23 protein-coding genes and 1 pseudogene are annotated in these 26,388 nt (G+C 68.7%); 18 read left to right on the top strand and 6 right to left on the bottom strand.

From position 1 onward, the window contains the following. Positions 1-199: 199 nt before the first annotated feature. Positions 200-1,396 carry a phosphoglycerate kinase gene (locus C3Y15_RS20735; RefSeq protein ID WP_011885910.1) on the top strand — a complete coding sequence of 399 codons (1,197 nt, stop codon included), beginning with the start codon at positions 200-202 and terminating at the stop codon, positions 1,394-1,396. Between the two features lie 157 nt (positions 1,397-1,553). Here the strand turns inward: C3Y15_RS20735 and C3Y15_RS32555 are convergent, their stop codons facing one another. Further along, on the bottom strand, positions 1,554-1,682 hold the full coding sequence (locus C3Y15_RS32555) for a hypothetical protein (protein ID WP_257785811.1): 129 nt from the start codon (positions 1,680-1,682) through the stop codon (positions 1,554-1,556). Here C3Y15_RS32555 and pyk point away from each other — a divergent pair. The 6 genes from pyk to C3Y15_RS20705 all read left to right on the top strand — a co-directional run bounded on the left by pyk (position 1,681) and on the right by C3Y15_RS20705 (position 8,467). Next, positions 1,681-3,117, top strand: a complete 1,437-nt coding sequence (gene pyk / locus C3Y15_RS20730) for a pyruvate kinase (protein ID WP_069246311.1) — start codon at positions 1,681-1,683, stop codon at positions 3,115-3,117. The genes C3Y15_RS32555 and pyk overlap by 2 nt on opposite strands. 297 nt (positions 3,118-3,414) lie before the next feature. Further along, on the top strand, positions 3,415-4,479 hold the full coding sequence (fba, locus tag C3Y15_RS20725) for a class II fructose-bisphosphate aldolase (RefSeq protein ID WP_014723568.1): 1,065 nt from the start codon (positions 3,415-3,417) through the stop codon (positions 4,477-4,479). Between the two features lie 229 nt (positions 4,480-4,708). Next, a complete protein-coding gene (locus tag C3Y15_RS20720; RefSeq protein ID WP_014723567.1) occupies positions 4,709-5,599 on the top strand; it encodes a phosphoribosylaminoimidazolesuccinocarboxamide synthase in 891 nt (296 codons plus the stop codon). A gap of 16 nt (positions 5,600-5,615) precedes the next feature. Further along, positions 5,616-6,137, top strand: a complete 522-nt coding sequence (gene purE, locus C3Y15_RS20715) for a 5-(carboxyamino)imidazole ribonucleotide mutase (RefSeq protein ID WP_011885906.1) — start codon at positions 5,616-5,618, stop codon at positions 6,135-6,137. Positions 6,138-6,221: 84 nt separating this feature from the next. Continuing rightward, positions 6,222-7,418: a 5-(carboxyamino)imidazole ribonucleotide synthase gene (locus tag C3Y15_RS20710; RefSeq protein ID WP_011885905.1), complete on the top strand. Its 1,197-nt coding sequence runs from the start codon at positions 6,222-6,224 to the stop codon at positions 7,416-7,418. Between the two features lie 11 nt (positions 7,419-7,429). Then, complete coding sequence (locus C3Y15_RS20705; protein ID WP_011885904.1) at positions 7,430-8,467, top strand: L-threonylcarbamoyladenylate synthase; 1,038 nt, start codon at positions 7,430-7,432, stop codon at positions 8,465-8,467. Between the two features lie 99 nt (positions 8,468-8,566). On the opposite strand, the gene C3Y15_RS20700 is transcribed toward C3Y15_RS20705, so the two are convergent. From C3Y15_RS20700 to dacB, 3 genes are all read right to left on the bottom strand, one after another. Then, on the bottom strand, positions 8,567-9,703 hold the full coding sequence (locus C3Y15_RS20700; RefSeq protein ID WP_014723565.1) for an SGNH/GDSL hydrolase family protein: 1,137 nt from the start codon (positions 9,701-9,703) through the stop codon (positions 8,567-8,569). A gap of 95 nt (positions 9,704-9,798) precedes the next feature. Beyond that, the gene (locus tag C3Y15_RS20695) at positions 9,799-10,713 is read right to left on the bottom strand and encodes a sterol desaturase family protein (protein WP_011885902.1); all 915 of its coding nucleotides are present in this window, start codon (positions 10,711-10,713) and stop codon (positions 9,799-9,801) included. 576 nt (positions 10,714-11,289) lie between these two features. Then, a complete protein-coding gene (gene dacB, locus C3Y15_RS20690) occupies positions 11,290-12,831 on the bottom strand; it encodes a D-alanyl-D-alanine carboxypeptidase/D-alanyl-D-alanine-endopeptidase (protein ID WP_011885901.1) in 1,542 nt (513 codons plus the stop codon). 183 nt (positions 12,832-13,014) lie between these two features. On the opposite strand from dacB, the gene C3Y15_RS20685 reads away from it, so the two are divergent. From C3Y15_RS20685 to C3Y15_RS20655, 7 genes are all read left to right on the top strand, one after another. After that, the gene (locus C3Y15_RS20685; protein WP_011885900.1) at positions 13,015-13,677 is read left to right on the top strand and encodes a response regulator; all 663 of its coding nucleotides are present in this window, start codon (positions 13,015-13,017) and stop codon (positions 13,675-13,677) included. Positions 13,678-13,680: 3 nt separating this feature from the next. Then, entirely contained in the window at positions 13,681-15,021 is a 1,341-nt protein-coding gene (locus C3Y15_RS20680; protein ID WP_011885899.1) for an ATP-binding protein, read from the top strand. Positions 15,022-15,121: 100 nt separating this feature from the next. Continuing rightward, entirely contained in the window at positions 15,122-16,606 is a 1,485-nt protein-coding gene (locus C3Y15_RS20675; RefSeq protein WP_011885898.1) for a DegQ family serine endoprotease, read from the top strand. 108 nt (positions 16,607-16,714) lie between these two features. After that, positions 16,715-17,152, top strand: a complete 438-nt coding sequence (locus C3Y15_RS20670; RefSeq protein WP_011885897.1) for a carboxypeptidase-like regulatory domain-containing protein — start codon at positions 16,715-16,717, stop codon at positions 17,150-17,152. A 129-nt stretch (positions 17,153-17,281) separates the two neighbouring features. After that, positions 17,282-17,641 (top strand): DUF427 domain-containing protein, encoded by a 360-nt coding sequence (locus tag C3Y15_RS20665; protein ID WP_011885896.1) that lies wholly within the window; start codon positions 17,282-17,284, stop codon positions 17,639-17,641. A 28-nt stretch (positions 17,642-17,669) separates the two neighbouring features. After that, a complete protein-coding gene (locus C3Y15_RS20660; protein WP_014723561.1) occupies positions 17,670-18,362 on the top strand; it encodes an SRPBCC domain-containing protein in 693 nt (230 codons plus the stop codon). Between the two features lie 126 nt (positions 18,363-18,488). Further along, the gene (locus tag C3Y15_RS20655; RefSeq protein ID WP_059461454.1) at positions 18,489-18,752 is read left to right on the top strand and encodes a hypothetical protein; all 264 of its coding nucleotides are present in this window, start codon (positions 18,489-18,491) and stop codon (positions 18,750-18,752) included. Here C3Y15_RS20655 and C3Y15_RS20650 read toward each other — a convergent pair. Next, positions 18,707-19,708 (bottom strand): helix-turn-helix domain-containing protein, encoded by a 1,002-nt coding sequence (locus C3Y15_RS20650; protein ID WP_011885893.1) that lies wholly within the window; start codon positions 19,706-19,708, stop codon positions 18,707-18,709. The two genes, C3Y15_RS20655 and C3Y15_RS20650, sit on opposite strands and share 46 nt — an antisense overlap. A 152-nt stretch (positions 19,709-19,860) precedes the next feature. On the opposite strand from C3Y15_RS20650, the gene C3Y15_RS20645 reads away from it, so the two are divergent. Continuing rightward, a complete protein-coding gene (locus C3Y15_RS20645; protein ID WP_059475766.1) occupies positions 19,861-20,520 on the top strand; it encodes a cysteine hydrolase family protein in 660 nt (219 codons plus the stop codon). 116 nt (positions 20,521-20,636) lie between these two features. Here C3Y15_RS20645 and C3Y15_RS20640 read toward each other — a convergent pair whose 3' ends face one another. Continuing rightward, positions 20,637-21,278, bottom strand: a complete 642-nt coding sequence (locus tag C3Y15_RS20640; RefSeq protein ID WP_011885891.1) for a TetR family transcriptional regulator — start codon at positions 21,276-21,278, stop codon at positions 20,637-20,639. Positions 21,279-21,681: 403 nt separating this feature from the next. On the opposite strand from C3Y15_RS20640, the gene C3Y15_RS20635 reads away from it, so the two are divergent. The 3 genes and pseudogenes from C3Y15_RS20635 to C3Y15_RS20625 form a co-directional block, all read left to right on the top strand. Next, positions 21,682-22,938 carry an efflux RND transporter periplasmic adaptor subunit gene (locus C3Y15_RS20635; protein ID WP_011885890.1) on the top strand — a complete coding sequence of 419 codons (1,257 nt, stop codon included), beginning with the start codon at positions 21,682-21,684 and terminating at the stop codon, positions 22,936-22,938. A 15-nt stretch (positions 22,939-22,953) separates the two neighbouring features. Beyond that, positions 22,954-26,154: an efflux RND transporter permease BpeB gene (gene bpeB / locus C3Y15_RS20630; RefSeq protein WP_011885889.1), complete on the top strand. Its 3,201-nt coding sequence runs from the start codon at positions 22,954-22,956 to the stop codon at positions 26,152-26,154. After that, a pseudogene (locus tag C3Y15_RS20625) lies at positions 26,154-26,388 on the top strand (multidrug transporter); the annotation flags it as partial. The gene bpeB and the pseudogene C3Y15_RS20625, both read left to right, overlap by 1 nt.

Raw genomic sequence — 26,388 nt, 5'->3', positions numbered from 1 at the left:
CCCGCGCTCCCAAATAGGCGGAATTCGGCCGCGCACGGTCAGTCTGCCGGGTGGATCGGCTAGAATGCCCGTTCGAGATTTTTACCCGTGCGCGTCATGCGAACCGCCAGCCACGGCCGCATCCGGCGCCCTTTCGCGGCAGCCCGCGCACGTCCAGCGTGAAGCCCCTTTCCCCATCCACTACTTCAATCTGTCCACCATGAGCCAAGTCAAGCGTCTTACCGACCTGATCGCCGCCGGCCAGCTCGCCGGCAAGCGGGTGTTCATCCGCGCCGACCTGAACGTCCCGCAGGACGATCACGGCAACATCACCGAAGACACGCGCGTGCGCGCGTCCGTGCCGGCGATCCGCGCCGCGCTCGACGCCGGCGCGGCCGTGATGGTCACGTCGCACCTCGGCCGCCCGACCGAAGGCGAATTCAAGCCGGAAGACTCGCTCGCGCCGGTCGCGAAGCGTCTGGCCGAATTGCTCGGCCGCGACGTGCCGCTGGTGTCGAACTGGGTCGAGAACGGCGTGAACGTCGCGCCGGGCCAGGTCGTGCTGCTCGAGAACTGCCGCGTGAACAAGGGCGAGAAGAAGAATTCGGACGAGCTCGCGCAAAAAATGGCGAAGCTCTGCGATATCTACGTGAACGACGCGTTCGGCACCGCGCACCGCGCCGAGGCCACCACCCACGGGATCGCGAAGTACGCGCCGGTCGCCTGCGCGGGCCCGCTGCTTGCTGCCGAACTCGATGCGCTCGGCAAGGCGCTCGGCAACCCCGCGCGTCCGCTCGTCGCGATCGTCGCGGGCTCGAAGGTGTCGACCAAGCTGACCATCCTGAAGTCGCTGGCCGGCAAGGTCGACCAGCTGATCGTCGGCGGCGGCATCGCGAACACGTTCATGCTCGCGGCCGGCCTGTCGATCGGCAAGTCGCTCGCGGAAGCCGATCTGGTCGCCGAAGCGAAGGCGATCATCGACGAGGCGCGCGAGCGCGGCGCGTCGGTGCCGATCCCGACCGACGTCGTGACGGCCAAGGAATTCTCGCCGACGGCCGCGGCCACGGTGAAGCAGGTCGCCGACATCGAAGCGGACGACATGATCCTCGACATCGGTCCCGATACGGCCCGCGCGCTCGCGAGCCAGCTCGAGAAGGCCGGCACGATCGTGTGGAACGGCCCGGTCGGCGTGTTCGAGTTCGACCAGTTCGGCAACGGCACGAAGACGCTCGCCGACGCGATCGCCAAGTCGTCCGCGTTCTCGATCGCGGGCGGCGGCGACACGCTGGCGGCCATCGCGAAGTACGGCATCCACGACCAGGTTAGCTACATCTCGACGGGCGGCGGCGCATTCCTCGAGTTCCTCGAAGGGAAGAAGCTGCCGGCGGTGGAAGTGCTGGAAACGCGGGCGGCCTGAGCGTGGCGGTGCGCGCAGGGGTGACGAAGGCCGCGCGCTCCGCGACAGCGGAGCAGCGGGCCGGCGCGGGCAAGCGCAAACGCGCGCCCGCGCGGGCGGACACCACCCCGCGCGCAGCGGCGGCCGCCGGCGACGCGGTCGTGCAGCACCATGAGATTCAGAACAAAGCGATGCCGGGCGCAAGCACCGGCACGCTCCCCGGGACGGCCGCCGCTGGGCTCGCCGATTCCGGCTCTCGCAGCGTTTCACCCAGCGCATCAACCCTGATCCAGATGAGGAGTTTCATGCAGCGCGCCACCAAGATAGTCGCCACGATCGGTCCGGCCTCCAGTTCGCCGGAGATTCTGCTGCAGATGATGCAGGCGGGCCTCGACGTCGTGCGGCTCAATTTTTCGCACGGCACGGCCGACGATCATCGCCAGCGCGCCGAGATGGTGCGCGAGGCCGCCCGCAAGGTCGGCCGCGAGATCGCGATCATGGCCGACCTGCAGGGTCCGAAGATCCGCGTCGGCAAGTTCGAGAACGGCAAGACCACGCTGGCGCCGGGCCAGGCGTTCATCCTCGACGCGGGTTGCGAACTCGGCAACGACGAGCGCGTCGGCCTCGACTACAAGGAACTGCCGCGCGACCTGAAGCCGGGCGACCTGCTGCTGCTGAACGACGGCCTGATCGTGCTGACCGTCGAGCGCGTGCTCGGCGAGGAGATCCACACGATCGTCAAGGTGGGCGGCGAGCTGTCGAACAACAAGGGCATCAATCGTCAGGGCGGCGGCCTGTCGGCGCCCGCGCTGACCGCGAAGGACATGGAGGACATCCGCACCGCGATGTCGCTCGGCGCGGATCTCGTCGCGGTGTCGTTCCCGAAGAATGCAACCGACATGGAAATGGCGCGCCAGCTCGCGAACATCGCGGGCGCGCCGTACGGCATCAAGCCGAAGATGATCGCGAAGATCGAGCGCGCCGAGGCGATTCCGGCGCTGCAGAGCATCCTCGATGCGTCCGACGGGATCATGGTCGCGCGCGGCGACCTCGCGGTCGAAGTGGGCAACGCGGCCGTGCCGGCGCTGCAGAAGCGGATGATCCGGATGGCGCGCGAGTCGAACAAGCTCGTGATCACCGCGACGCAGATGATGGAATCGATGATCCACGCGCCGGTGCCGACGCGCGCCGAAGTGTCGGACGTCGCGAACGCGGTGCTCGACGGCACCGACGCGGTGATGCTGTCGGCCGAAACGGCCGCCGGCAAGCATCCGGTCGTCACGATCGAGACGATGGCGGCGGTGTGCGTCGAAGCGGAAAAATCGGAGCACGTCGAGCTCGACAAGGATTTCCTCGACCGCACGTTCACGCGGATCGACCAGTCGATCGCGATGGGCGCGCTGTTCACCGCGTATCACCTGGGTGCGAAGGCGATCGTCGCGCTGACCGAATCGGGCGCGACCGCGCTGTGGATGTCGCGCCACTACACGCACGTGCCGATCTTCGCGCTGACGCCGCGCGTCGGCAGCGAGCGCACGATGGCGCTGTACCGCAACGTGACGCCGCTGCACGTCGACTTCAACAGCGACCGCGACGCCGCGCTGCAGGCGGCGCTCGAGATGATCGTCAAGCAGGGCTACGTGCAGCACGGCGACATGGTCGTGCTGACCGTCGGCGAGCCGATGGGGCAGGCGGGCGGCACCAATACGCTGAAGATCGTGCGGGTCGGCGAGCACTATTGAGCGCCGGGCCGGCCGGGTTGCGTCGGGCCGTCGGCCCGGTCGATCCGGCACCGTTTGGACCGAAAAGCCGCGTGGGGTCGGATGCCCCGCGCGGCTTTTTTTCTGTTTTTTGGCGGATTGTGCCGTGCGAAGGTAACAAATTGCGAGCGGGCGCGCCGGCGCGGTCGGAATCGGCGGCGCTTCGCGATAAAATGCCGCTATTCGACGCTCAGCCGTGCCGTGCCGCCCCGTTTCAGGCGGGAGCGAGCGCCGCGCCGGCGTCAGGGCGCACCGGTTTTCATTCCAAGGAGTTCCACAATGCCTCTCGTATCAATGCGTCAATTGCTGGACCACGCGGCAGAGCACGGTTACGGCCTGCCGGCCTTCAACGTGAACAACCTGGAGCAGGTCCAGGCGATCATGGCGGCGGCGGACCAGGTCGGCGCGCCCGTGATCATGCAGGCATCGGCCGGCGCGCGTAAGTATGCGGGCGAGCCGTTCCTGCGCCACCTGATCGAAGCGGCGGTCGAGTCGTATCCGCACATCCCGGTCGTGATGCACCAGGACCACGGCCAGTCGCCGGCCGTGTGCATGGCCGCGATCCGCAGCGGTTTCACCAGCGTGATGATGGACGGTTCGCTCGAAGCCGACGGCAAGACGGTCGCCTCGTACGAGTACAACGTCGACGTGTCGCGCAAGGTCGTCGAGATGGCGCACTCGATCGGCGTGACGGTCGAGGCGGAACTCGGCGTGCTCGGCTCGCTCGAGACGATGAAGGGCGACAAGGAAGACGGCCACGGCGCGGAAGGCACGATGACCCGCGAGCAACTGCTGACCGATCCGGAGCAGGCTGCCGATTTCGTGAAGCTCACGCAGTGCGACGCGCTCGCGATCGCGATCGGCACGTCGCACGGCGCGTACAAGTTCTCGAAGAAGCCGACCGGCGACATCCTGTCGATCCAGCGCATCAAGGAAATCCACGCACGCATTCCGAACACGCACCTCGTGATGCACGGTTCGTCGTCGGTGCCGCAGGAGCTGCTGGCCGAGATCCGCGAATTCGGTGGCGACATGAAGGAAACCTACGGCGTGCCGGTCGAGGAAATCCAGGAAGGCATCAAGCACGGCGTGCGCAAGGTCAACATCGACACCGACCTGCGTCTCGCGATCACCGGCGCGATCCGCCGCTACCTGTTCGAGAACCCGGGCAAGTTCGATCCGCGCGACTACCTGAAGCCCGCGCGCGAAGCCGCGAAGAAGGTCTGCGTCGATCGCTACCTCGCGTTCGGCTGCGAAGGCCAGGCTGCGAAGATCAAGCCGGTGTCGCTCGACAAGATCGCCGAACAGTACAAGTCCGGCGCGCTCGCGCAGGTCGTGCGCTGAGACTGTAGTACGATTGCCCCGCCCGGCGTGGTCGCCGGGCGCGGCGGCTGCCCGCGGCGGACCTGATCCGGCCCCGGCAGCCGTTCCGTCCGGCCGAACGAGGGCCGGCCGGCAACCGCCCGGCGCGCTCGCGCCGGCGGTTCGCCGACGCATTGCAAGACCGCCGTTCCCGCCTGCCGCGGGGAACGGCGTTTCCCTTTTTGTTTGGCTCCTTATCTGCGAAAAGACGATGTCTACCCTTTACGAATCCACGCTCCGCTCGCTGCCGCTCCTCGGTCGCGGCAAGGTCCGCGACAACTACGCGGTCGGCAACGACAAGCTCCTGATCGTCACGACCGACCGTCTGTCGGCATTCGACGTGATCATGGGCGAGCCGATTCCGAACAAGGGCCGCGTGCTGAACCAGATGGCGAACTTCTGGTTCGACAAGCTCGCGCACATCGTGCCGAACCACCTGACCGGCGACGCGCCGGAAGCGGTCGTCGCGGCCGATGAAGTCGAGCAGGTCAAGGGCCGCGCGGCGGTCGTCAAGCGTCTCGAGCCGATCATGATCGAAGCGGTCGTGCGCGGTTATCTGGCCGGCAGCGGCTGGAAGGAATACCAGGCCTCGGGCGCGGTGTGCGGCGTGGCGCTGCCGGCCGGCCTGCAGAACGCGCAGAAGCTGCCGGAGCCGATCTTCACGCCGGCCGCGAAGGCCGAGCTCGGCGAGCACGACGAGAACATCACGTTCGAGGAAACCGAGCGCCGCATCGGCACCGAGCTGGCCGCGACGATCCGCGACATCTCGATCCGCCTGTACAAGGAAGCGGCCGACTACGCGGCGACGCGCGGCATCATCATCGCCGACACGAAGTTCGAGTTCGGCCTCGACAACCACGGCAAGCTGTACCTGATGGACGAAGTGCTGACCGCCGATTCGTCGCGCTTCTGGCCGGCCGACCAGTACCAGGTCGGCACCAACCCGCCGTCGTTCGACAAGCAGTTCGTGCGCGACTGGCTCGAGGCGCAGCCGTGGGGCAAGACGGCGCCGGCGCCGGCGCTGCCGGCCGACGTCGTCGCGAAGACGGCCGCGAAGTACCAGGAAGCGCTCGAGCGCATCACCGGCCAGCCGCTCGCGTAAGCAAGGACACATCGACATGACTGAAGTCCAGACTGCCCACACGCACAGCGCGCCGCTCGTCGGCGTGCTGATGGGTTCGAGTTCCGACTGGGACGTGATGAAGAACGCGGTCGCGATCCTGCAGGAATTCGGCGTGCCGTACGAAGCGAAGGTCGTGTCCGCGCACCGGATGCCCGACGAGATGTTCGACTATGCGGAGAAGGCGCGCGAGCGCGGGCTGCGTGCGATCATCGCGGGCGCCGGCGGCGCCGCGCATCTGCCCGGCATGCTGGCCGCGAAAACCACGGTGCCGGTGCTCGGCGTGCCGGTCGCCAGCAAGTACCTGAAGGGCGTCGATTCGCTGCACTCGATCGTGCAGATGCCGAAGGGCGTGCCGGTCGCGACGTTCGCGATCGGCGAGGCCGGCGCCGCGAACGCCGCGCTGTTCGCGGTGTCGATCCTGTCCGGCACGTCGGTCGACTACGCGAACCGGCTCGCCGCGTTCCGCGTGCGCCAGAACGAAGCCGCGCACGCGATGGTGCTGCCGCCGCTCGCTTGACGGCGCGCCGGCGGCCGCGCGTCGCGCGCGCCGCCTGACTTTCCCCACTGCGGCGGGCCGCGCCCGCCGCGATCGATCACTGACATGACCGCAACTCCTGATTCCGTTTCCCCGATCCTGCCCGGCGCGTGGCTGGGCATGGTCGGCGGCGGCCAGCTCGGCCGCATGTTCTGCTTTGCCGCCCAGTCGATGGGCTATCGCGTCGCCGTGCTCGATCCCGATCCGGCGAGCCCGGCCGGGTCGGTAGCCGACCGCCATCTGCGCGCGGCCTACGACGACGAAGCCGCGCTCGCCGAGCTGGCCGCGCTGTGCGAAGCCGTGTCGACGGAATTCGAGAACGTGCCGGCCGCGAGCCTCGATTTCCTCGCGCGCACGACGTTCGTCGCGCCGGCCGGCCGCTGCGTGGCAGTCGCGCAGGACCGCATCGCGGAGAAGCGTTTCATCGAGGCATCCGGCGTGCCGGTCGCGCCGCACGTCGTGATCGAGTCGCCGGCCGCGCTCGCCGCCCTCGACGATGCCGCGCTCGATGCGGTGCTGCCCGGCATCCTGAAGACCGCGCGGCTCGGCTACGACGGCAAGGGGCAGGTGCGCGTGAGCACCGCCCGCGAAGCGCGCGACGCGCACGCGGCGCTCGGCGGCGTGCCGTGCGTGCTCGAAAAGCGCCTGCCGCTGAAATACGAAGTGTCGGCGCTGATCGCGCGCGGCGTGGACGGCCGCTCGGCCGCGTTCCCGCTCGCGCAGAACGTGCATCACGACGGCATCCTCGCACTGACGGTGGTGCCGGCGCCGGCCGCCGATGCCGCGCGTGTCGAAGAGGCGCAGCAGGCCGCGATCCGGATCGCCGACAAGCTCGATTACGTCGGCGTGCTGTGCGTCGAATTCTTCGTGCTGGAAGACGGCTCGTTCGTCGCGAACGAAATGGCGCCGCGCCCGCACAACTCCGGCCACTACACGGTCGATGCGTGCGCAACCAGCCAGTTCGAGCAGCAGGTGCGCGCGATGACGCGCATGCCGCTCGGCAACCCGCGCCAGCATTCGCCGGCCGCGATGCTGAACATCCTCGGCGACGTGTGGTTCCCGAACGGCGCCGATGCCGAGCCGGTCACGCCGCCGTGGGACACGGTCGCGGCGATGCCGGCCGCGCATCTGCATCTGTACGGCAAGGAAGAGGCGCGCGTCGGCCGCAAGATGGGTCACGTGAACTTCACGGCCGAGACGCGCGACGACGCGGTCGCGGCCGCCAACGCGTGTGCGCAGCTGCTGCGCGTGCCGCTCGACTGAGGCGCCGGCCGATGTCCATCGCGCTCCCGAACACGGTGACGCCCGCGCAGATCGACGCGGCCGCGGCGCTGCTCGACGCCGGGCAGCTCGTCGCGTTCCCGACCGAAACCGTGTACGGGCTCGGCGGCGATGCGGCGAATCCGGAAGCCGTCGCGCGCATCTACGCGGCGAAAGGGCGTCCGGCGAACCATCCGGTGATCGTGCATCTGCCGCCCGGCGGCGATCCCGGCTACTGGGCCGCCGACGTTCCGGCCGATGCGCGGGCACTGATCGACGCGTTCTGGCCGGGCCCGCTGACGCTGATCCTGAAGCGCCATCCGCGCATCCCGGATGCCGTGAGCGGCGGCCAGGATTCGGTCGGTCTGCGCTGTCCGTCGCATCCGGTCGCGCAGGCGCTCTTGGCCGCGTTCAGCGCGCGCCGCGGCGGCCACGGCGGCGTGGCCGCACCGTCCGCGAACCGTTTCGGCCACGTGAGCCCGACCACGGCGCAGCACGTGCGCGACGAATTCGGCGACACCGTGCACGTGCTCGACGGCGGTGCGTCCGAAGTCGGGATCGAATCGACGATCGTCGATCTGTCGCGCGGCTTTCCCGCGCTGTTGCGGCCCGGTCACGTGACGCCGCAGCAGATCGCCGACGTGCTCGGCCGCGCGCCGCGTCTGCCCGATGGCAGCGACGCGACCGCGCCGCGCGCGTCCGGCACGCTGAAGGCGCATTACGCGCCGCGCACGCCGCTCGCGCTGCTGCCGTTCGACGCCCTCGAGCCGTTGCTCGCGGCTGCGCAGGCGGACGGCGAACGCGTCGCGCTCGTCGCACGCGCGTCGCGTGCGGGGCGCTGGGCGCAGGCGGACGGCGTGCACTTCATCGCCGCGCCCGAAGATCCGCACGCATATGCGCGCGATCTGTACGGGATGCTGCGCGCGCTCGATCGCGCGCAGGTCGCACGCATTCTCGTCGAGAAGCTGCCCGAGACCGTCGAGTGGATCGCGGTCAACGACCGGCTCGGCCGCGCGGCCGCGGCGTTCGATGCGGGGGACGCGGCCGACTGACCCGGCTCGCTTCGGCCGCTTCGACGCGCACTGCAATGAAAAACGCCTGACCGGCGACTCGCCGGTCAGGCGTTTTCGTATCGGCGTGCCGCGAGCGCGTTACTTGCCGACGCCGGACTTCGCGATCTGCTGCTCGACGTACTGCGCGAACAGCGCATGCAGGCGCGTCGTCGGGTGCACGGTATCGGCGAACATGTAGGTCTGGTCCGCGTTCGGGACCGTGTAGGTCTGCGGCGAGCAGAACAGCGACGAGCCGAACGCGGTCGCGTTCGCGACGCCGTACTGCGTGGCCGCCTGGACCATCGCCTTCAGGTTGCACGCGGTGTCGGTGTTCTTCACGCTGAAGCCGTTCGCCTGGTAGTTGGCCGCGATGCCGTCCTGCCACGTGAACGTATCGACCAACGCGTACTTGGTCGGATCGACCTGCAGCGCGGCGAGCGTGCCGGCCAGCGTCTGGTTGAAGAGGCCCGACAGTTGCGTGAGCGCGGCCTGCGTGCCGCCTTGCAGCGCAAGCGGCGTGCCGCCGATGTCCGGCACGTTCGAGACGAACACGTGCGTCGCGCCGGCCGCGACGATCTGCTGGACGAGGCCGCCGAGCTGCTGCGCGGCGAGGCCGATCGCCTGCGCGGCCGCCAGTTGCGCGGCCGGCGTGTTGCCTTGCGCCTGCGCGACCTGCGCCTGATAGAAGATGTCGTTCGCGCCGCCGTTGATCAGCACGATCTGGCCGGCGTTGAAGCTGCCGTGCTGCGCCAGGTACTGCTTGACCTGATCGGCGATCGGCGTGGTGGTGGCCTGCGCATAGTCGGGGTTCGGCACGCTGGCGTCCGCATGGCCGATGCCGGGCTGCAGCGTCACGCGCGAGCCGCCCTGCGCGTAGCCGAGACCGCCGGTCGCCTGCAACGGGATGCCGAAGCCGCCCTGGTTCGCCGGCTGCAGCGTGTCGCCGTAGTACTGCGCGACGTTCTGCGTCCACACCTGGCCGGGGTTGGTCGTGAAGCGGCCGCCGCCGAAGCCGAGCTTGATCTGCGAGTAGGTGCCGACGTCCGACAGGCTGTCGCCGAACGACACGACCTGCATTTTCACGCCGGACGGCGGCGTGTTCGATGCGCTGCTGCTGTTGTCGTCGCCGCCGCCGCAGGCGGCGAGCAGCGCGAGCGCGGCGCCCGCGATCGCGACCTGGGCGGTGCGCAGCAGGCGTTGACGGTTACGCGACGGAGTGGATTGTCGTGACTGCATCGATGGATCTCCTCGTAGATATGGCCCGATGTGTTGTGCATCTGCCGTGTGCCCGCTCAGGTTCGGGCGGCACGGCGGCCGTTGGCTGAAGCGGTTTATTGGTCGCGCACGGCCGCAAGCGGCACGGTGCGCGGATCATGGTTTGCGGCCTCGGCGATCTGCGCATGATAAGCGCTCGCCCATTCGGGCGGGCCGAAAATCGCGCGCAGCCGGTTGCGCCATCCGTGTACGCGCAACGCGTCGGCCGCCATCGACACCCACTCGTGAAACGTCGCGACGAGCGGGTTGTTCGAGCCGAGCGGCTCGACGATTCCGTATTGCGGCGGATCGTCGGCCGATTCGTCGACGTAGCTGCCGAACAGGCGATCCCAGATCACCAGCACACCTGCGTAATTGCGGTCGATGTAGCGCGGGTTGCGCGCGTGGTGCGCGCGATGGATCGACGGCGTGTTCAGCACGTATTCGAGCCAGCCGAGCTTGCCGATCGCCTGCGTATGGACGAAGAACTGGAACGCGAGGTTGATCAGCACGATGCCGACGATCTGCTGCGGCGGAAAGCCGACGAACGCGAGCGGCAGCCAGAACACCCACATGCCCGCGACCGGATACATCAGGCTCTGGCGGAACGCGGTCGAGAAGTTCATCCGTTCGGACGAGTGATGCACGACGTGCGCGGCCCACAGCCAGCGCACGCGGTGGCTCGCGCGATGGAACACGTAGTAGAGGAAGTCCTGGCCGACGAACAGCACGGCGAACGACAGCCAGCCGTCGTGCCAGGTGAACAGCCGGAAATGTGCGTAGCAGTACGCATAAACGGGGATCACGAACAACCATGCGAGCTTGTCGGCGCCCTGGTGCATCAGCGCGAGCGCCGCGTTGCACAGCGTGTCGCGCCACGCATAGACGTGGTCCTGTGCGCGCGTGCGGGCGAGGTGCCAGGCTTCCCACGCGATGCACAGCAGGAAGACGGGCGCCAGCGCGAGCAGAAGCAATTCGACGTCGAATCGCATGGGCGTGTCTCCTCCTTTCCCCTGCAGGCCGTCAGGCCGGGCACGTGGCCCGTTGTAGATATCGTCAGGCCAACAGCCTACGCAATCGCCACGCGCTAGGCGAGGGGGCAGCGTAGAGGGTTCCCTCAGAGGACAGGGTTTCTACGGAAGCCGCGTCGCACGGGGCCGGGCGGTGTGGCACCGTTTTGCCGGCATGGCGTGCGGGCGGTGCGCGGCGTGCCTGTGGCCGTGGCCGTTTCAAACCGCGGCCGGTGCTTTCGACGGTCGCGCGGAGGATGCGGGATGGGGTTATTGGCGGGCGAGGGTGAGGCGTGTCGCAGCGCGCTTTCGTACGTGGCGGCTAGTGCGGCACTAGCGCGTGCAGCGGGCGCCGGTAGGCAACAGCAGGCAGCACGAAGCACGCGTCAGAGGGAGCACTCAGGTAGCAGAAAGAGGACACCGGCAGCCATCGGTAGCCGCCGGCTGACACCACATGCCGCCAGCCGCCCATGCAGCGCCGCAGGCCGAGCAACGGATCAACGGAGCAGGCCGCAGCTCAACCGAACCCAAGCTACAGCACCGCCCCGCATGACACCGTCAATGCGCGCCCGCGTAGATCCATTCGAGCAGCGTATCGTGCGCGGCGCGCGCGGCTTCCGCGTGCTCGTCGTTGATGAAGCTCACGACGACGTAGCTCTGTCCGTCGGCGCCCGCGACGTAGCCGGCAATCGCGCGCACGTCGCGCAGCGTGCCGGTCTTGATGTGGGCATTGCCGAGCACGCCCGCGTTGGTGAGCCGGTTCTTCATCGTGCCGTCGATGCCGGCGATCGGCAGCGAATCGATGAACGTCTGCGCGACCGGGCTCGCGTTCGCGGCCTGCAGCAGCGCGGCGAGCGACAGCGCGCTCACGTGCTCGTCGCGCGACAGCCCCGAGCCGTTCTCCAGTTCCAGCTCGGGCATCGCGATTCCGCTCCTCTGCAGGAACGCGTGAATCGCACGGCTCGACTGCTCGGGCGTCGCGGGCGGCTTGCCGGCCACCGCGCCGATCGTGAGGAACAGGTTGCGCGCCATCACGTTGTTGCTGAACTTGTTGATGTCGTACACGATGCTGCCGAGCACGGGGCTGTGGTGCACGGCGAGCGGCCGCGCGGTGTTCGGCACCTTGCCTTCGTCGACCGGGCCCGCGATCGTGCCGCCGTCCTGCTGCCACAGCGCGAGGAAGCCGCGCGCGAAGAACGCCGTGTGGTCGAGGATCGCGAGATTGGTCGTGTGCGCGCCGCAGCGCAGCGGATAGTCGCCGGAGAACGACGCGGTCATGATCCCGCCCGCCGTGCCCGCGCCCGACAGCGTCGGGCGTGCGGCCGCGGCCGCCGCGCCGCACGATCCGCCGCCTTCGACGAGCTGGTTGTCGATCGACAGGTTCGCGAGCGGCGGCAGCACGTCGACGGCCACCTTGCCGTCGTCGCCCGGCGTGACCGTGAACGACACGGCCTTGAACGCGTACAGCAGCGGATCGGGGCCGACGTTGTACGGCGCGCTCACGTCGTCGTCGAACGACGGCAGGTCGCGCGTCGACGCCGCGAAATAGCTCTTGTCGAGCACGAGGCGGCCGGCCACGCGCCGCACGCCGGCCTTGCGGATCTTGTCGACGAGGTCGATCAGCTCTTCGGGCACGAGCTTCGGGTCGCCGGTGCCCTTGATGTACAGGTTGCCCTGCAGCGTGCCGTCCGGGTCGATCGGCCCGTCCGCGTACGCGGTGGTGCGCCAGCGGTAGTCGGGGCCGAGGATCGACAGGCCGGAGAACGTCGTGACCAGCTTCATCGTCGACGCCGGCAGCATCGGCCGGCTGCCGTTCCACGCGATCAGCGGCTCGGGGTCGCCGACGCGCTCGACGACGACGCTGATCGCGGATGCCGGCACGTTCGCGCGCTGCAGCGCGACCAGCACGGACGCCGGCAGGCCGGCCGCGCGCGCGGCGGGCGACACGACGACGGTCTTGCGAGCGTCCTTGTGGAGTTTCTTGCGGGCATGCGCGGGCGGCGCGAACGCAAGCGCGGTGCAGGCGGCGACGACGGCGGCCGTGCGCGCACACAGACGGGTGCGGCTGACGAACCGGGCGGACAGAGCGGAAATCGGCATGGGCGAATACGGGAAAGACACGAGGCTTCGAGCAGGGGCGCGCGGCGCCGGAGCGCACATTGTAGAGACAAGTGCGCATGCGCCACACGCGTGTCGCCTTACTGTTGCATTGCAGACGGCGCAAGCGAGCCGCGGCGCTACAATGGTCGCCATGTTTCACTCGTCCCATGGGTTCCGGTTCCGATGCGCATTCTGCTTGTTGAAGACGACCGCATGATCGCCGACGGCGTGCGCAAGGCGCTGCGCGCCGACGGCTTCGCGGTCGACTGGGTGCAGGACGGCGACGCGGCGCTCACGGCGCTCGGCGGCGAGACGTACGACCTGCTGCTGCTCGACCTGGGCCTGCCCAAGCGCGACGGCATCGACGTGCTGCGCACGCTGCGCGCGCGCGGCCTGGCGCTGCCGGTGCTGATCGTCACCGCGCGCGATGCGGTCGCCGATCGCGTGAAGGGCCTCGACGCGGGCGCCGACGACTACCTCGTCAAGCCGTTCGATCTCGACGAACTCGGCGCGCGCATGCGCGCGCTGATCCGCCGCCAGGCCGGCCGCAGCGAATCGCTGATTCGCCATGGCCCGCTCACGCTCGATCCGGCGTCTCACCAGGTGACGCTCGACGGCGCGCCCGTCGCGCTGTCCGCGCGGGAATTCGCGCTGCTCGAGGCGCTGCTCGTGCGGCCCGGCGCGGTGCTGTCGAAAAGCCAGCTCGAGGAGAAGATGTACGGCTGGGGCGAAGAGATCGGCAGCAACACGGTCGAGGTCTACATCCATGCGTTGCGCAAGAAGCTCGGTTCGGACCTGATCCGCAACGTGCGCGGCCTCGGCTACATGGTCGTCAAGGAAAGCTGACGCGTGAGGTCGATTCGTCATCAATTGCTGATCTGGCTGCTCGCGATCGTCGTCGCGGGCGTGGGCAGTGCCGGCTGGCTGATCTACCGGCAGGCGCTCGCCGAAGCGAACGAGCTGTTCGACTACCAGCTGCAGGAAATCGCGGCGGCGCTGCCGTCCGAACCGTTCTCGCAGGTGTTCGGCTCGCGCACCAACGGCGATGAAGGCATCGTGATCCAGATCTGGAATCGCAACGGCGTGCTGATGTACTTCTCGCATCCGCGCGCGCCGATCGCGCCGCGCGCGGAGCTCGGCTTCTCGACCGAGCGCACCGATCGCGGCGAATGGCGCGTGTACGGCGCGATCGTCGGCGACAACGTCGTGCAGCTCGCGCAGCCGCTGTCGGTGCGCAACCGGCTCGCCGCGAACGTCGCGCTGCGCACGCTGTGGCCGCTGATCGTGCTGTTGCCGTTCCTCGGTGCTGCGGTCTGGATGATCGTCGGGCGCGGCCTCGCGCCGCTCGGCCGCGTGACGCGCGCGGTGGAGGCGCGCCGCCCGGAAGCGCTCGATCCGCTGCCCGACGCGGGGCTGCCGCTCGAGGTGCAGCCGCTGGTGCGCGCGCTGAACGGGCTGCTCGCGCGGCTGTCGGCCGCGCTCGACACGCAGAAGGCGTTCGTCGCCGATGCCGCGCACGAGCTGCGCACACCGCTCGCCGCCGTGCAGATCCAGGCGCAGCTCGTCGCGCGCGCGAAGGACGACGCGGCGCGCCGCGAGGCGGTCGCCGATCTGCAGGACGGCGTCACGCGCGCGACGCGCCTGACCGAACAGCTGCTCGCGCTCGCCCGCGCCGAGCCCGACGGCGCGTCGGTGCGCGAGCCGATCGACCTGCACGCGCTGCTGGCCGAATGCGTGGCCGCGCACGCGCCGCTCGCGCAGCGGCGCGGCATCGACCTCGGCTTCGAGGAGGCGTGCGCGGCGACCGTCGTCGCGGACGTCGGCGCGTTGCGCGTGATGTTCGGCAACCTGCTCGACAACGCGGTGAAGTACACGCCCGACGGCGGGCGCATCGACGTGTCGCTGACGCAGGACGCGGCCGGCCGCGCATGCGTGCAGATCGCCGACAGCGGCCCCGGCATCCCGGCCGACGAGCGCGAGCGCGTGTTCGACCGCTTCTATCGCGACAGCTCGGCGCGCGCGCGGGCGGACGTGTCGGGCAGCGGGCTCGGGCTCGCGATCGTCAAGCGCGTCGCGGCGCAGCAGCGCGCGACGGTGTCGCTCGGCGATGCGGCCGCCGGCGGCCTGCTCGTGAGCGTCGTGTTCCGCGAGGCCGACACGGGGGCGCAGGCACGGTCGGCATCTGCGTAACCGTTCTCGCGCGGGGCTGCTTAAGCCCCGCTTAAGGGCGATTAAGCCTCCTTTAAGTCAGGGTCGTTACGCTGCGACCTAACAACGAGGAGGTCTCACGATGAACACCCGATTCCTTGCGCGTGGCGCCGTTGCGGTCGCCGTCGCTGCTGCGCTGTCCGCCGGCTACGTCGCGGGCACCCGCCATGCCGATCCGCAGATCATCACGCCCGCGCAGGCCGCCGCGCTGATGCCGGCCGAGGCCGCGGCCAAGACCGGCATTCCCGATTTCTCCGGGCTGGTCGAAACCTACGGCCCGGCGGTCGTGAACATCAGCGCGAAGCACGTGGTCAAGCAGGTGTCGCGCCGCGTGCAGCAGCCGCAGCTGCCGATGGATCCGAGCGACCCGTTCTACCAGTTCTTCAAGCACTTCTACGGCCAGGTGCCGGGCATGGGCGGCGACGCGCAGCCGGACGACCAGCCGAGCGCGAGCCTCGGCTCCGGGTTCATCGTCAGTCCCGACGGCTACATCCTCACCAACGCGCACGTGATCGACGGCGCGAACGTCGTCACCGTCAAGCTGACCGACAAGCGCGAGTACAAGGCGAAGGTCGTCGGCTCCGACAAGCAGTCCGACGTCGCGGTGCTGAAGATCGACGCGAGCGGCCTGCCGACCGTGAAGATCGGCGACCCGGCGCGCAGCAAGGTCGGCCAGTGGGTCGTCGCGATCGGTTCGCCGTACGGCTTCGACAACACGGTCACGTCCGGCATCATCAGCGCGAAGTCGCGCGCGCTGCCGGACGAGAACTACACGCCGTTCATCCAGACCGACGTGCCGGTCAACCCCGGCAACTCGGGCGGCCCGCTGTTCAACCTGCAGGGTGAAGTGATCGGCATCAACTCGATGATCTATTCGCAGACGGGCGGCTTCCAGGGCCTGTCGTTCGCGATCCCGATCAACGAGGCGATCAAGGTCAAGGACGAACTGGTGAAGACGGGCCACGTGAGCCGCGGCCGCCTCGGCGTCGCCGTGCAGGGGCTGAACCAGACGCTCGCAAGCTCGTTCGGGCTGCCGAAGCCGGACGGCGCGCTGGTCAGCTCGGTCGATCCGAGCGGCCCGGCCGCGAAGGCCGGCCTGCAACCGGGCGACGTGATCCTCGCGGTCAACGGTTCGCCGGTGGCCGATTCGACGTCGCTGCCCGCGCAGATCGCGAGCCTGAAGCCCGGCTCGCAGGCCGACTTGCAGATCTGGCGCGACAAGTCGAAGAAGTCGATCAGCGTGACGCTCGGCGCGATGACCGATGCGAAGCTGGCGTCGAACGACGGCGGCCCCGTCGAGCAGGGGCGCCTCGGCGTCGCGGTGCGGCCGCTGACGCCGCAGGAGCGCAGCGCGACGAACCTGTCGCACGGGCTGATGGTGCAGCAGGCGGGCGGCCCCGCGGCCAGCGCGGGCATCCAGCCGGGCGACGTGATCCTCGCGGTGAACGGCCGGCCGGTCACGAACCCCGAGCAGTTGCGCGACGCCGTCAAGGGAGCGGGCAACAGTCTTGCTCTGCTGATCCAGCGCGATAATGCACAGATCTTCGTGCCGGTCGATCTGAGCTGACCGGCGGCGGCCGCCTCAGGCCGGCTCGACCGGTCTGGGCGGGCGTCGCCGGGCGTCCGGCGTCCCCGGCACCCGTGATGCAGTGTTCCGACCCGAAAGGAGAGAGCCATGCAACATCTACGCAACGTATCCCGATTCGCGGTGGCCGTCGCGCTGGCCGCGGGCGTCGCCGTCGCGGCGCCCGGCGCCTACGCGCAGTCGGACGGTTTGCCGGAGGCGAGCCAGCAGGGCGATGTCAGCTATGTGTCGGGCGGCATCGGCAAGGATCAGTCGACGGCCTTCGAGCACAACGAATCGGCGTGGCCGCTCGCGCTGCGCTTCACCGGCAAGGGCGGCGAATATCTGGCCGACGTCCATGTGCGGATCGTCGACGCGAAGGGCGCCGAGGTGCTGAGGACCGACGCGCGCGGGCCGTACATGCTGGTGAAGCTGCCGCCGGGGCGCTACACCGTCCATGCGTCGTACCAGGGCAGCGACGAATCGCGCGCGGTCACGGTGGGCGCGAAGGGCGGCACGAAGGCGGCGTTCCAGTGGAGCGCGCAGTAGCGCGGCGGCCCCGTCGCGGGGCGCGCAATCGGACCGAGTTTCGCCGATAATGAAAGCCACGGCCGCGTGCCGTGGCTTTTTCGTTTCCTGCGCCCGGCCTCGATGCCGCGGCCGCCCGGAGGAACAACGATGTCCGATGCCGCCGACCGTCGCCTCGAAATCGTGCCGAACCGCCATCGCGTGCGCGTGATTCACCGCGGCATCACCTATGCCGATTCGCTCGGCGCGCTGACGGTGCGCGAAACCGGTGCGCCGGACACCCATTACCTGCCGCGCGGCGACGTCAACATGCATCGGCTGGTGAAGTCGAGCGTCACGACGGCCTGCCCGCTGCGCGGCCTGGCCGTGTATTTCGATCTGCAGACAGAAGACGGCGTGATCCGCAGCGCCGCATGGAGTTACGAGGAACCAGGGGAGACGGCGTTCGCGCTCGCGCACTACGTCGCCTTCGATGTCGCACGGATCGACAGTCTCGTCGAGACGTCCTGATGCGACGTGTGGTCATCGGGGAGGCATCATGGAACTGAACGACACGTTACGCGTTCCGCTCGCGCCGGCGGTCGTGCGGGACGCGCTCGAGGATCTCGCGTTGCTGCGCGCGAGCTTCGACCATTGCGAATCGTTCGCGAAGCTCGCGCACGGCGAGTTCGCGCTGACGATCACGGTGCCGCTCGGCCCGCTGCGCGCGCGCTACGACGTGCGCGCGCATTCGGCCAGCGAGCAGGACGACGCGCGGCGCGTGATCAGCTTCAAGGCGCGGGCCGACGGACTCGGTGCGCTGCGCGGGCAGGTCGAGCTCGCGCTGCTGCCGGGCGATGACGCAACCACGACGCAGATCGACTACGTGGTGTGGGCGACCGCCAGCGGGCCGCTCGCCGAGCTGCCGGGCCGGCAGATCGAGCGCGCGCTGCACCAGTGGACCGACGATTTCTTCCGCGAATTCGGTGCGGTCGTGCAGGCCAAGCATGGCCTCGTGCCGAACCGTGCGGCGTCGAGCGCGCCGCGTCGCCAGCATGTGTTCCTGCGGCCCGCGTCGCTGATGGCCGCCGCGAAGCGGCCGCTGCCTCATCTCGGCGGCGCGCTGAGCGGCCGCGCGGCCAGCGCGGTGCAACCGCGCGCATCGGGGCCGCTGCCCTTGTGGGCGTGGGCCGCGATCATCCTGTTCGTTGCGGTGCTGTTGTACGCGGCGCGCTGGATCAACGGCGCCTGAGCCGTTGCGTCGCAGGGAGCGTGGGCTGCGCGCCGGCAGCCCGGCGCTCAGGCCGCGCGATGACCGCGACTTTTCCCCTCCGTCATATGCACGTCCGCGCCGTTCAACGACGGCCGCTTCAAGACGGTGCTCGACGCCGCGGCGCGGCGCTACGACATCGTCATCGTCGATCCCGCGCCGATCCTCGCGCTGCACGATGCGGCGAGCATCGGCCGCCGCGGCACGACACTGCTGCTGTGGCTCGGTGTGCCGGGCTTCACCGTGCACGCAGGGCGGCTGACGATCGACGAACCTAACCCCGGCGAAACCGCGGCCGCAGCCGCGGCGCTTTTCGGCGGTCGGCCCTACCGCCGCCCGCCGGGCGCCGCGCCGCGAAATTCCCGCCGATAGGCCGACGGCGACGTGCCGAGCGTGCCCGCGAAATGCTGGCGCAACGACACGCTCGACCCGTAGCCGGCCGCCTGCGCGATTGCGTCGATCGATTGTCCGGTGGTTTCCAGCAGATGCTGCGCGTGGGTGAGCCGTTCGGCGTGCAGCCACGCCGTGACGGTCGTCCCCGTGGCCTGACGGAAGCGGCGCGTGAAGGTGCGCCGGCTCATCAGCACGCGCGCCGCGAGCGAATCGACGCTGTGCGCGACGTCGAGATGCGCGCGCACCCAGTCGAGCAGTTCCGCGAGCCGCGCGTCGCGCGGATGCGCGGCGACCGGTTGCGGCACGTATTGCGCCTGGCCGCCCTGGCGATGCGGCGGGATCACGAGCCGGCGCGCGATGCGGTTCGCCGCGTCGGCGCCGAAGCGTTGCCGCACGACGTGCAGGCAGCAGTCGAGCCCCGCCGCCGTGCCGGCCGACGTCATCAGGTTGCCGTCGTCGACGTACAGCACGTCGGGGTCGAGCTTCACGCGCGGAAAGCGCCGTGCAAAATCGTCGGCCCAGGCCCAGTGCGTGGTGGCCGGGCGCTCGTCGAGCAGACCCGCGGCGGCGAGCACGTACGCGCCCAGACACAGCCCGACGACCTGCGCGCCGCGTGCCGCGGCCGCGCGGACGGCGTCGACCAGCACGTCGGGCGGCGCTTCATCGGGGTCGCGCCATGCGGGCACGATGACGATGTCGGCGTCGGCGAGCGCGTCGAGACCGTGCGGCGCGGTGATCGTGAAGCCGCCGGTGGTCGCGAGCGGGCCGCGCTCGGCCGAACACACGCGGAAATCGAATACGGGCGTCGCGGCGGCATCGCGCTCGTTGCCGAACACGACGGACGGCACCGACAGGTGAAACGGGCTGATGCCGTCGTACGCGATCACGGCGACGACGGTCGGGGCGAGGGCGGCGGGCGACGCGGCGGCGGGCATGACGGGCTCCGGAATGGCGATGGCCCGATTCTATCGAAGAATGGCAAACGGGCCACTGTCCGGCCGCGCGGCGCGACCCGACAATGCCTCGCATCGCGTCGCTGGCCGCTCCGCTCCGGAGCAGCGCGGCGCGGCCGATTTTGGAGCTTCCCATGTCGAACGCCACGCCGTCGTCCCCGTCGTCAGTCGTTTCCCGCCGTGCCCTCATCGTGATCGACGTGCAGAACGAATACGTGAGCGGCAATCTGCCGATCGAGTATCCGCCGCTCGACGTGTCGCTGCCGAACATCGGCCGGGCGATCGACGCCGCGCATGCGGCCGGCGTGCCGGTGATCGTGGTCCAGCACGTCGCGCCGGCCGGCGCGCCGATCTTCGCGCCCGGCACCGACGGCGTCGCGCTCCACCCGGTCGTGGCCGAGCGTCCGTATGCGCATCTGATCGTGAAGGCGCAGGCCAGCGCGTTCGCCGCGACCGACCTCGCCGCATGGCTCGACGCGCGCGGCATCGACACGCTGGCGGTCGTCGGCTACATGACGCACAACTGCAATGCGGCGACCGTCCTGCACGCGGCGCACGCGGGGCTCGGCGTCGAGTACCTCTCCGATGCGACCGGCGCGTTGCCGTACGAGAACGAAGCGGGGGCGGCGAGCGCCGAGGAGATACACCGTGCGTACACGGTCGTGTTCCAGTCGAATTTCGCGGCGGTGATGTCGACCGACGCGTGGATCGCGGGCCTCGGCGGCGCGGCGATGCCTGCGCGCGATTCGGTGGCGGCGTCGAACCGGCGGGCGCGGCGCGCGCAGGCGGCCTGAGCGGATGAGGTAGTTGAAAAGTCGATCGGACGGCGCGGTGCGCCGGTATGCGCTCGCGATCGATTCAGTCGCAGATCGCGATGGGGCGATGAACCGCGCGGTCTCCGCGCGCCCCGTCATCCCCCCGTCTTCAGCATCGCCGGGCTATAACGCATCATGTCGAAGCAGCCGTCGACCAGCTGCTCCGCGTGCTGTTCGGCGTCGATCTCGTCGGGGAGCATCAGCATGTCGCGCACGAAGCCGCTGACGAGCGTATGCAGCATCAGCGTCGCGCGCCACGTGTCGAGCCGCTCGGGCAGCAGCTTGAGCTGCACGGCGAGCGCGAGATCGGCGTCGAGCGCGTGCAGCGCCTCGCTCATGCCCGCGCGATTGCGCTGCAGCAGCGGCTCCAGGTCGGCCACGTATTCGCACTTCATGAACAGGATGCTGAACACGCGCCGCAACTGCGGGTCGCGCTGCACGCCCAGCAGGCACCAGATCAGGATCTTGCGGATCTTTTCCAGCGGATCGGCGCCCGGCGCATCGGGCGGCATCCGCTTCAGCTCGTCGATCGGCAGGAACACGCGGTCGAACATCGCGTCGAACAACTCGCTCTTGTTGGCGAAATGCCAGTAGATCGCGCCGCGCGTGACGCCGGCGTGCTGGGCGATGTCCGCGAGCGACGTGTGCGACACGCCTTTCTCGAAGAACACGTGTTCGGCGGCGTCGAGAATGCGGTTGCGCGTCTCGAGTGCCTCCTCCTTGGTGCGTCTGACCATGTGCAGGCCTGAATGGATCGATCGTAGGTGTGAATAGGGGGCTGCGCCCCCGTTGCCGCTGCGGCGGCCGCCATGCTCACAATTCGTAATGTTTCGTAAGACTCAGCATGCGTGACGAGCGTAGGGGCTTTTTTACATACATCCGTGAATGTATATACAATACCACCCTACGATCGAATGACCCAAGGGGCAATCAGTTAATATCCCACTCTGCTGATTCCCGCCAAAGTACCAGGCCGCATTGCGGCATCGCGTCGGCCCGGAAGCCTCGTGCCGACGTACCGTATCCAGTAGTCCAGTAGTCCCGTAATTCAGGTGTTCGATCAGCGCCGCAAGGCGCATCCGTGTGACGCTCGGTCCGGGCGCCGCACTCATTCCAATGGTTATACACAGAGGTCGCTCCATGCGCGTCGAACGGGTTCCATACCGCTTACTCACTGTCGCGACGGCCGCCGTTTTCCTGGCCGCGTGCGGGAAAAAAGAATCGGCACCGCCGCCGCAAACGCCGGAAGTCGGCGTCGTCACCGTCCAACCGCAAGCCGTACCGATCTACACCGAACTGCCGGGCCGCACCAGTGCGTTCCTCGTCGCGCAGGTCCGCGCGCGGGTCGACGGCATCGTGCTGCGCCGTGAATTCGTCGAAGGCAGCGACGTCAAGGCCGGCCAGCGCCTCTACAAGATCGATCCGGCGCCGTATCTCGCGCAACTGAACAGCGCGAAGGCGACGCTCGCGAAGGCGCAGGCGAACCTCGTCACGCAGAACGCGCTGGTCGCGCGCTACAAGGTGCTGGTGGCCGCCAACGCGGTCAGCAAGCAGGACTACGACAACGCGGTGGCCACGCAGGGCCAGGCCGCGGCCGACGTCGCAGCCGGCAAGGCAGCGGTCGAAACCGCGCAGATCAACCTCGGCTATACGGACGTCGTGTCGCCGATCAGCGGCCGCGTCGGCATCTCGCAGGTGACGCCGGGCGCTTACGTGCAGGCGAGCCAGGCGACGCTGATGTCGACGGTGCAGCAGCTCGATCCGGTCTACGTCGACCTGACGCAATCGAGCCTTGAGGGGCTGAAGCTGCGCCAGGACGTGCAGAGCGGCCGCCTGAAGACGAGCGGCCCCGGCGCGGCGAAGGTGTCGCTGATCCTCGAGGACGGCAAGACCTACCCGGTGCCCGGCAAGCTGCAGTTCTCCGACGTGACGGTCGACCAGACGACTGGCTCGGTCACGATCCGCGCGGTGTTCCCGAACCCGAACCGCGTGCTGCTGCCGGGCATGTTCGTGCGCGCCCGCATCGAGGAAGGCGTGAACGAGAACGCGTTCCTGGTGCCGCAGATCGGCGTCACGCACGACCAGAAGGGCCAGGCGATCGCGATGGTGGTGAACGCGAGCAACAAGGTCGAGCCGCGTCCGCTGAAGACGACCGGCATGAACGGTCAGAACTGGATCGTCGAAGGCGGGCTGAACGCGGGCGACCGCGTGATCGTCCAGGGCGGCGACAAGGCGCGTCCGGGCACGACGGTGAAGACGGTCGCCGCGCAGCTGCCGGCAGCCGATGCCGCATCGGGTGCAGCCGCATCCGCCGCGCCGGCCGCCGCCGGTTCCGGTGCCGCAGCCGCGTCGGGCGCCGCGCCGGCCAGCGCCGCCGCTGCGTCGAGCGCGCAATAACAGGGAGCCTGCTTCATGGCAAAGTTTTTTATCGATCGCCCGATCTTCGCGTGGGTGATCGCCATCATCCTGATGCTGGCCGGGGTCGCGGCGATCTTCTCGCTGCCGATCGCGCAGTATCCGACGATCGCGCCGCCATCGATCCAGATCACCGCGAACTACCCGGGCGCTTCCGCGAAGACGGTGGAAGACACGGTGACGCAGGTGATCGAGCAGCAGATGAGCGGCCTCGACAACTTCCTGTACATGTCGTCGACGAGTGACGACTCGGGCAACGCGACGATCACGCTGACCTTCGCGCCGGGCACCAACGCCGACATCGCGCAGGTGCAGGTGCAGAACAAGCTGTCGCTCGCGACGCCGGTTCTGCCGCAGGTCGTGCAGCAGCTCGGTCTGTCGGTGACGAAGTCGAGCAGCAGCTTCCTGCTGGTGCTCGCGTTCAACTCCGAAGACGGCAGCATGAGCAAGTACGACCTCGCGAACTTCGTGGCGTCGCACGTGAAGGATCCGATCAGCCGGTTGAACGGCGTCGGCACCGTCACGCTGTTCGGCTCGCAGTACGCGATGCGGATCTGGCTCGATCCGAACCGCCTGACGAACTACGGCCTCACGCCGGTCGACGTGTCGAGCGCGATCACCGCGCAGAACGTGCAGATCGCGGGCGGCCAGATCGGCGGCACGCCGGCCAAGCCCGGCACCGTGCTGCAGGCGACGATCACCGAATCGACGCTGCTGCAGACGCCCGAGCAGTTCGGCAACATCCTGCTGAAGGTCAACCAGGACGGCTCGCAGGTGCGCCTGAAGGACGTCGCGCAGATCGGCCTCGGCGGCGAGAACTACAACTTCGACACCAAGTACAACGGTCAGCCGACCGCCGCGCTCGGTATCCAGCTCGCGACCAACGCGAACGCGCTCGCGACCGCGAAGGCCGTGCGCGCGAAGATCGACGAGCTCGCACCGTTCTTCCCGCACGGCCTCGTCGTCAAGTATCCGTACGACACGACGCCGTTCGTGAAGCTGTCGATCGAGGAAGTGGTCAAGACGCTGCTCGAAGGCATCGTGCTCGTGTTCCTCGTGATGTATCTGTTCCTGCAGAACCTGCGCGCGACGATCATCCCGACCATCGCCGTGCCGGTGGTGCTGCTCGGCACGTTCGCGATCATGTCGCTGGTGGGCTTCTCGATCAACACGCTGTCGATGTTCGGCCTCGTGCTCGCGATCGGCCTGCTGGTCGACGATGCGATCGTGGTGGTGGAGAACGTCGAGCGCGTGATGGCCGAAGAGGGCCTGTCGCCGAAGGAGGCGACCCGCAAGGCGATGGGCCAGATCACCGGCGCACTCGTCGGCGTGGCGCTGGTGCTGTCGGCGGTGTTCGTGCCGGTCGCGTTCTCCGGCGGTTCGGTCGGCGCCATCTACCGGCAGTTCTCGCTGACGATCGTGTCCGCGATGGTGCTGTCCGTGCTCGTCGCGCTGATTCTGACGCCGGCGCTGTGCGCGACGATCCTCAAGCCGATCCCGCAGGGCCATCACGAAGAGAAGAAGGGCTTCTTCGGCTGGTTCAACCGCACGTTCAACAACAGCCGCGACAAGTATCACGTCGGCGTGCACCACGTGATCAAGCGCTCGGGCCGCTGGCTCATCATCTATCTGGTCGTGATCGTCGCGGTCGGCCTGTTGTTCGTGCGCCTGCCGAAGTCGTTCCTGCCCGATGAAGACCAGGGGCTGATGTTCGTGATCGTGCAGACGCCGTCGGGCTCGACGCAGGAAACGACCGCGCGCACGCTTGCGAACATTTCCGACTATCTGCTGAAGGACGAGAAGGACATCGTCGAGTCGGCGTTCACGGTCAACGGCTTCAGCTTCGCCGGCCGCGGCCAGAACTCCGGTCTCGTGTTCGTGCGGCTGAAGGATTACTCGCAGCGTCAGCACGCGAACCAGAAGGTCCAGGCGCTGATCGGCCGGATGTTCGGGCGCTACGGCAGCTACAAGGACGCGCTGGTGATCCCGTTCAACCCGCCGTCGATTCCGGAACTCGGTACGGCCGCCGGCTTCGACTTCGAGCTGACGGACAACGCCGGTCTCGGCCACGACGCGCTGATGGCCGCCCGCAACCAGCTGCTCGGGATGGCCGCGAAGGATCCGACGCTGCAGGGCGTGCGTCCGAACGGGCTGAACGATACGCCGCAGTACAAGGTCGACATCGACCGCGAGAAGGCCAACGCGCTCGGCGTGACGGCCGATGCGATCGACCAGACGTTCTCGATCGCGTGGGCGTCGAAGTACGTGAACAACTTCCTCGACACCGACGGCCGGATCAAGAAGGTGTACGTGCAGGCCGACGCGCCGTTCCGGATGACGCCGGAAGACATGAACATCTGGTACGTGCGCAACGGTTCGGGCGGGATGGTGCCGTTCAGCGCGTTCGCGACCGGTCACTGGACCTACGGTTCGCCGAAGCTCGAGCGCTACAACGGCGTGTCGGCGATGGAGATCCAGGGTCAGGCCGCGCCGGGCAAGTCGACCGGTCAGGCGATGACCGCGATGGAAGGGCTCGCGAAGAAGCTGCCGGTCGGTATCGGCTACTCGTGGACCGGCCTGTCGTTCCAGGAAATCCAGTCGGGCTCGCAGGCGCCGGTGCTGTACGCGATCTCGATCCTGGTCGTGTTCCTGTGTCTCGCGGCGCTGTATGAAAGCTGGTCGATCCCGTTCTCGGTGATCATGGTGGTGCCGCTCGGCGTGATCGGCGCACTGCTGGCGGCGACGCTGCGCGGCCTCGAGAACGACGTGTTCTTCCAGGTCGGTCTGCTGACCACGGTCGGCTTGTCGGCGAAGAACGCGATCCTGATCGTCGAATTCGCGCGCGAACTGCAGATGACGGAGAAGATGGGGCCGATCGAGGCCGCGCTGGAAGCGGCGCGTCTGCGGCTGCGTCCGATCCTGATGACGTCGCTCGCGTTCATTCTCGGCGTGATGCCGCTCGCGATCAGCAACGGCGCGGGTTCGGCGAGCCAGCACGCGATCGGTACGGGCGTGATCGGCGGGATGATCACCGCGACGTTCCTCGCGATCTTCATGATCCCGATGTTCTTCGTGAAGATCCGCGCGATCTTCAGCGGCGAGAAGGAAGACGCCGACGAGGCGCTGCGTCTGGCTCAGGAGCACTCGCACCACGAAGAGACGCCGGGCACCGGCGACGAAGGCAACAAGGGACAGTGATGATGCAAAAACACGCTTTGACTGCAATCGCGGTCGCGCTGCTTGCCACGGGCTGCACGATGGCGCCGCATTACACGCGGCCCGACGCGCCCGTCGCGCAGGCGTATCCGGCCGGCGGCGTCTACGCGACGCAGCCCGCTGCGGCCGGCACGCGCAGCGCCAACGGCCAGGCGGCGAGCGCCATCGGCTGGCGCGAATTCTTCGCCGATCCGCGCCTGCAGCGGCTGATCGAGA

The organism is Burkholderia sp. B10 (assembly GCF_004368385.1).
Classification (GTDB): domain Bacteria; phylum Pseudomonadota; class Gammaproteobacteria; order Burkholderiales; family Burkholderiaceae; genus Burkholderia; species Burkholderia vietnamiensis.
This window is presented reverse-complemented; position numbering and strand designations above follow the sequence as displayed.

Coding starts and splice junctions, on each gene's coding strand:
- C3Y15_RS20735 (WP_011885910.1), top strand. CDS start 200: ATGAGCCAAGTCAAGCGTCTTACCGACCTGATCGCCGCCGGCCAGCTC.
- pyk (WP_069246311.1), top strand. CDS start 1,681: ATGCAGCGCGCCACCAAGATAGTCGCCACGATCGGTCCGGCCTCCAGT.
- C3Y15_RS32555 (WP_257785811.1), bottom strand. CDS start 1,682: ATGAAACTCCTCATCTGGATCAGGGTTGATGCGCTGGGTGAAACGCTG.
- fba (WP_014723568.1), top strand. CDS start 3,415: ATGCCTCTCGTATCAATGCGTCAATTGCTGGACCACGCGGCAGAGCAC.
- C3Y15_RS20720 (WP_014723567.1), top strand. CDS start 4,709: ATGTCTACCCTTTACGAATCCACGCTCCGCTCGCTGCCGCTCCTCGGT.
- purE (WP_011885906.1), top strand. CDS start 5,616: ATGACTGAAGTCCAGACTGCCCACACGCACAGCGCGCCGCTCGTCGGC.
- C3Y15_RS20710 (WP_011885905.1), top strand. CDS start 6,222: ATGACCGCAACTCCTGATTCCGTTTCCCCGATCCTGCCCGGCGCGTGG.
- C3Y15_RS20705 (WP_011885904.1), top strand. CDS start 7,430: ATGTCCATCGCGCTCCCGAACACGGTGACGCCCGCGCAGATCGACGCG.
- C3Y15_RS20700 (WP_014723565.1), bottom strand. CDS start 9,703: ATGCAGTCACGACAATCCACTCCGTCGCGTAACCGTCAACGCCTGCTG.
- C3Y15_RS20695 (WP_011885902.1), bottom strand. CDS start 10,713: ATGCGATTCGACGTCGAATTGCTTCTGCTCGCGCTGGCGCCCGTCTTC.
- dacB (WP_011885901.1), bottom strand. CDS start 12,831: ATGCCGATTTCCGCTCTGTCCGCCCGGTTCGTCAGCCGCACCCGTCTG.
- C3Y15_RS20685 (WP_011885900.1), top strand. CDS start 13,015: ATGCGCATTCTGCTTGTTGAAGACGACCGCATGATCGCCGACGGCGTG.
- C3Y15_RS20675 (WP_011885898.1), top strand. CDS start 15,122: ATGAACACCCGATTCCTTGCGCGTGGCGCCGTTGCGGTCGCCGTCGCT.
- C3Y15_RS20670 (WP_011885897.1), top strand. CDS start 16,715: ATGCAACATCTACGCAACGTATCCCGATTCGCGGTGGCCGTCGCGCTG.
- C3Y15_RS20665 (WP_011885896.1), top strand. CDS start 17,282: ATGTCCGATGCCGCCGACCGTCGCCTCGAAATCGTGCCGAACCGCCAT.
- C3Y15_RS20660 (WP_014723561.1), top strand. CDS start 17,670: ATGGAACTGAACGACACGTTACGCGTTCCGCTCGCGCCGGCGGTCGTG.
- C3Y15_RS20650 (WP_011885893.1), bottom strand. CDS start 19,708: ATGCCCGCCGCCGCGTCGCCCGCCGCCCTCGCCCCGACCGTCGTCGCC.
- C3Y15_RS20645 (WP_059475766.1), top strand. CDS start 19,861: ATGTCGAACGCCACGCCGTCGTCCCCGTCGTCAGTCGTTTCCCGCCGT.
- C3Y15_RS20640 (WP_011885891.1), bottom strand. CDS start 21,278: ATGGTCAGACGCACCAAGGAGGAGGCACTCGAGACGCGCAACCGCATT.
- C3Y15_RS20635 (WP_011885890.1), top strand. CDS start 21,682: ATGCGCGTCGAACGGGTTCCATACCGCTTACTCACTGTCGCGACGGCC.
- bpeB (WP_011885889.1), top strand. CDS start 22,954: ATGGCAAAGTTTTTTATCGATCGCCCGATCTTCGCGTGGGTGATCGCC.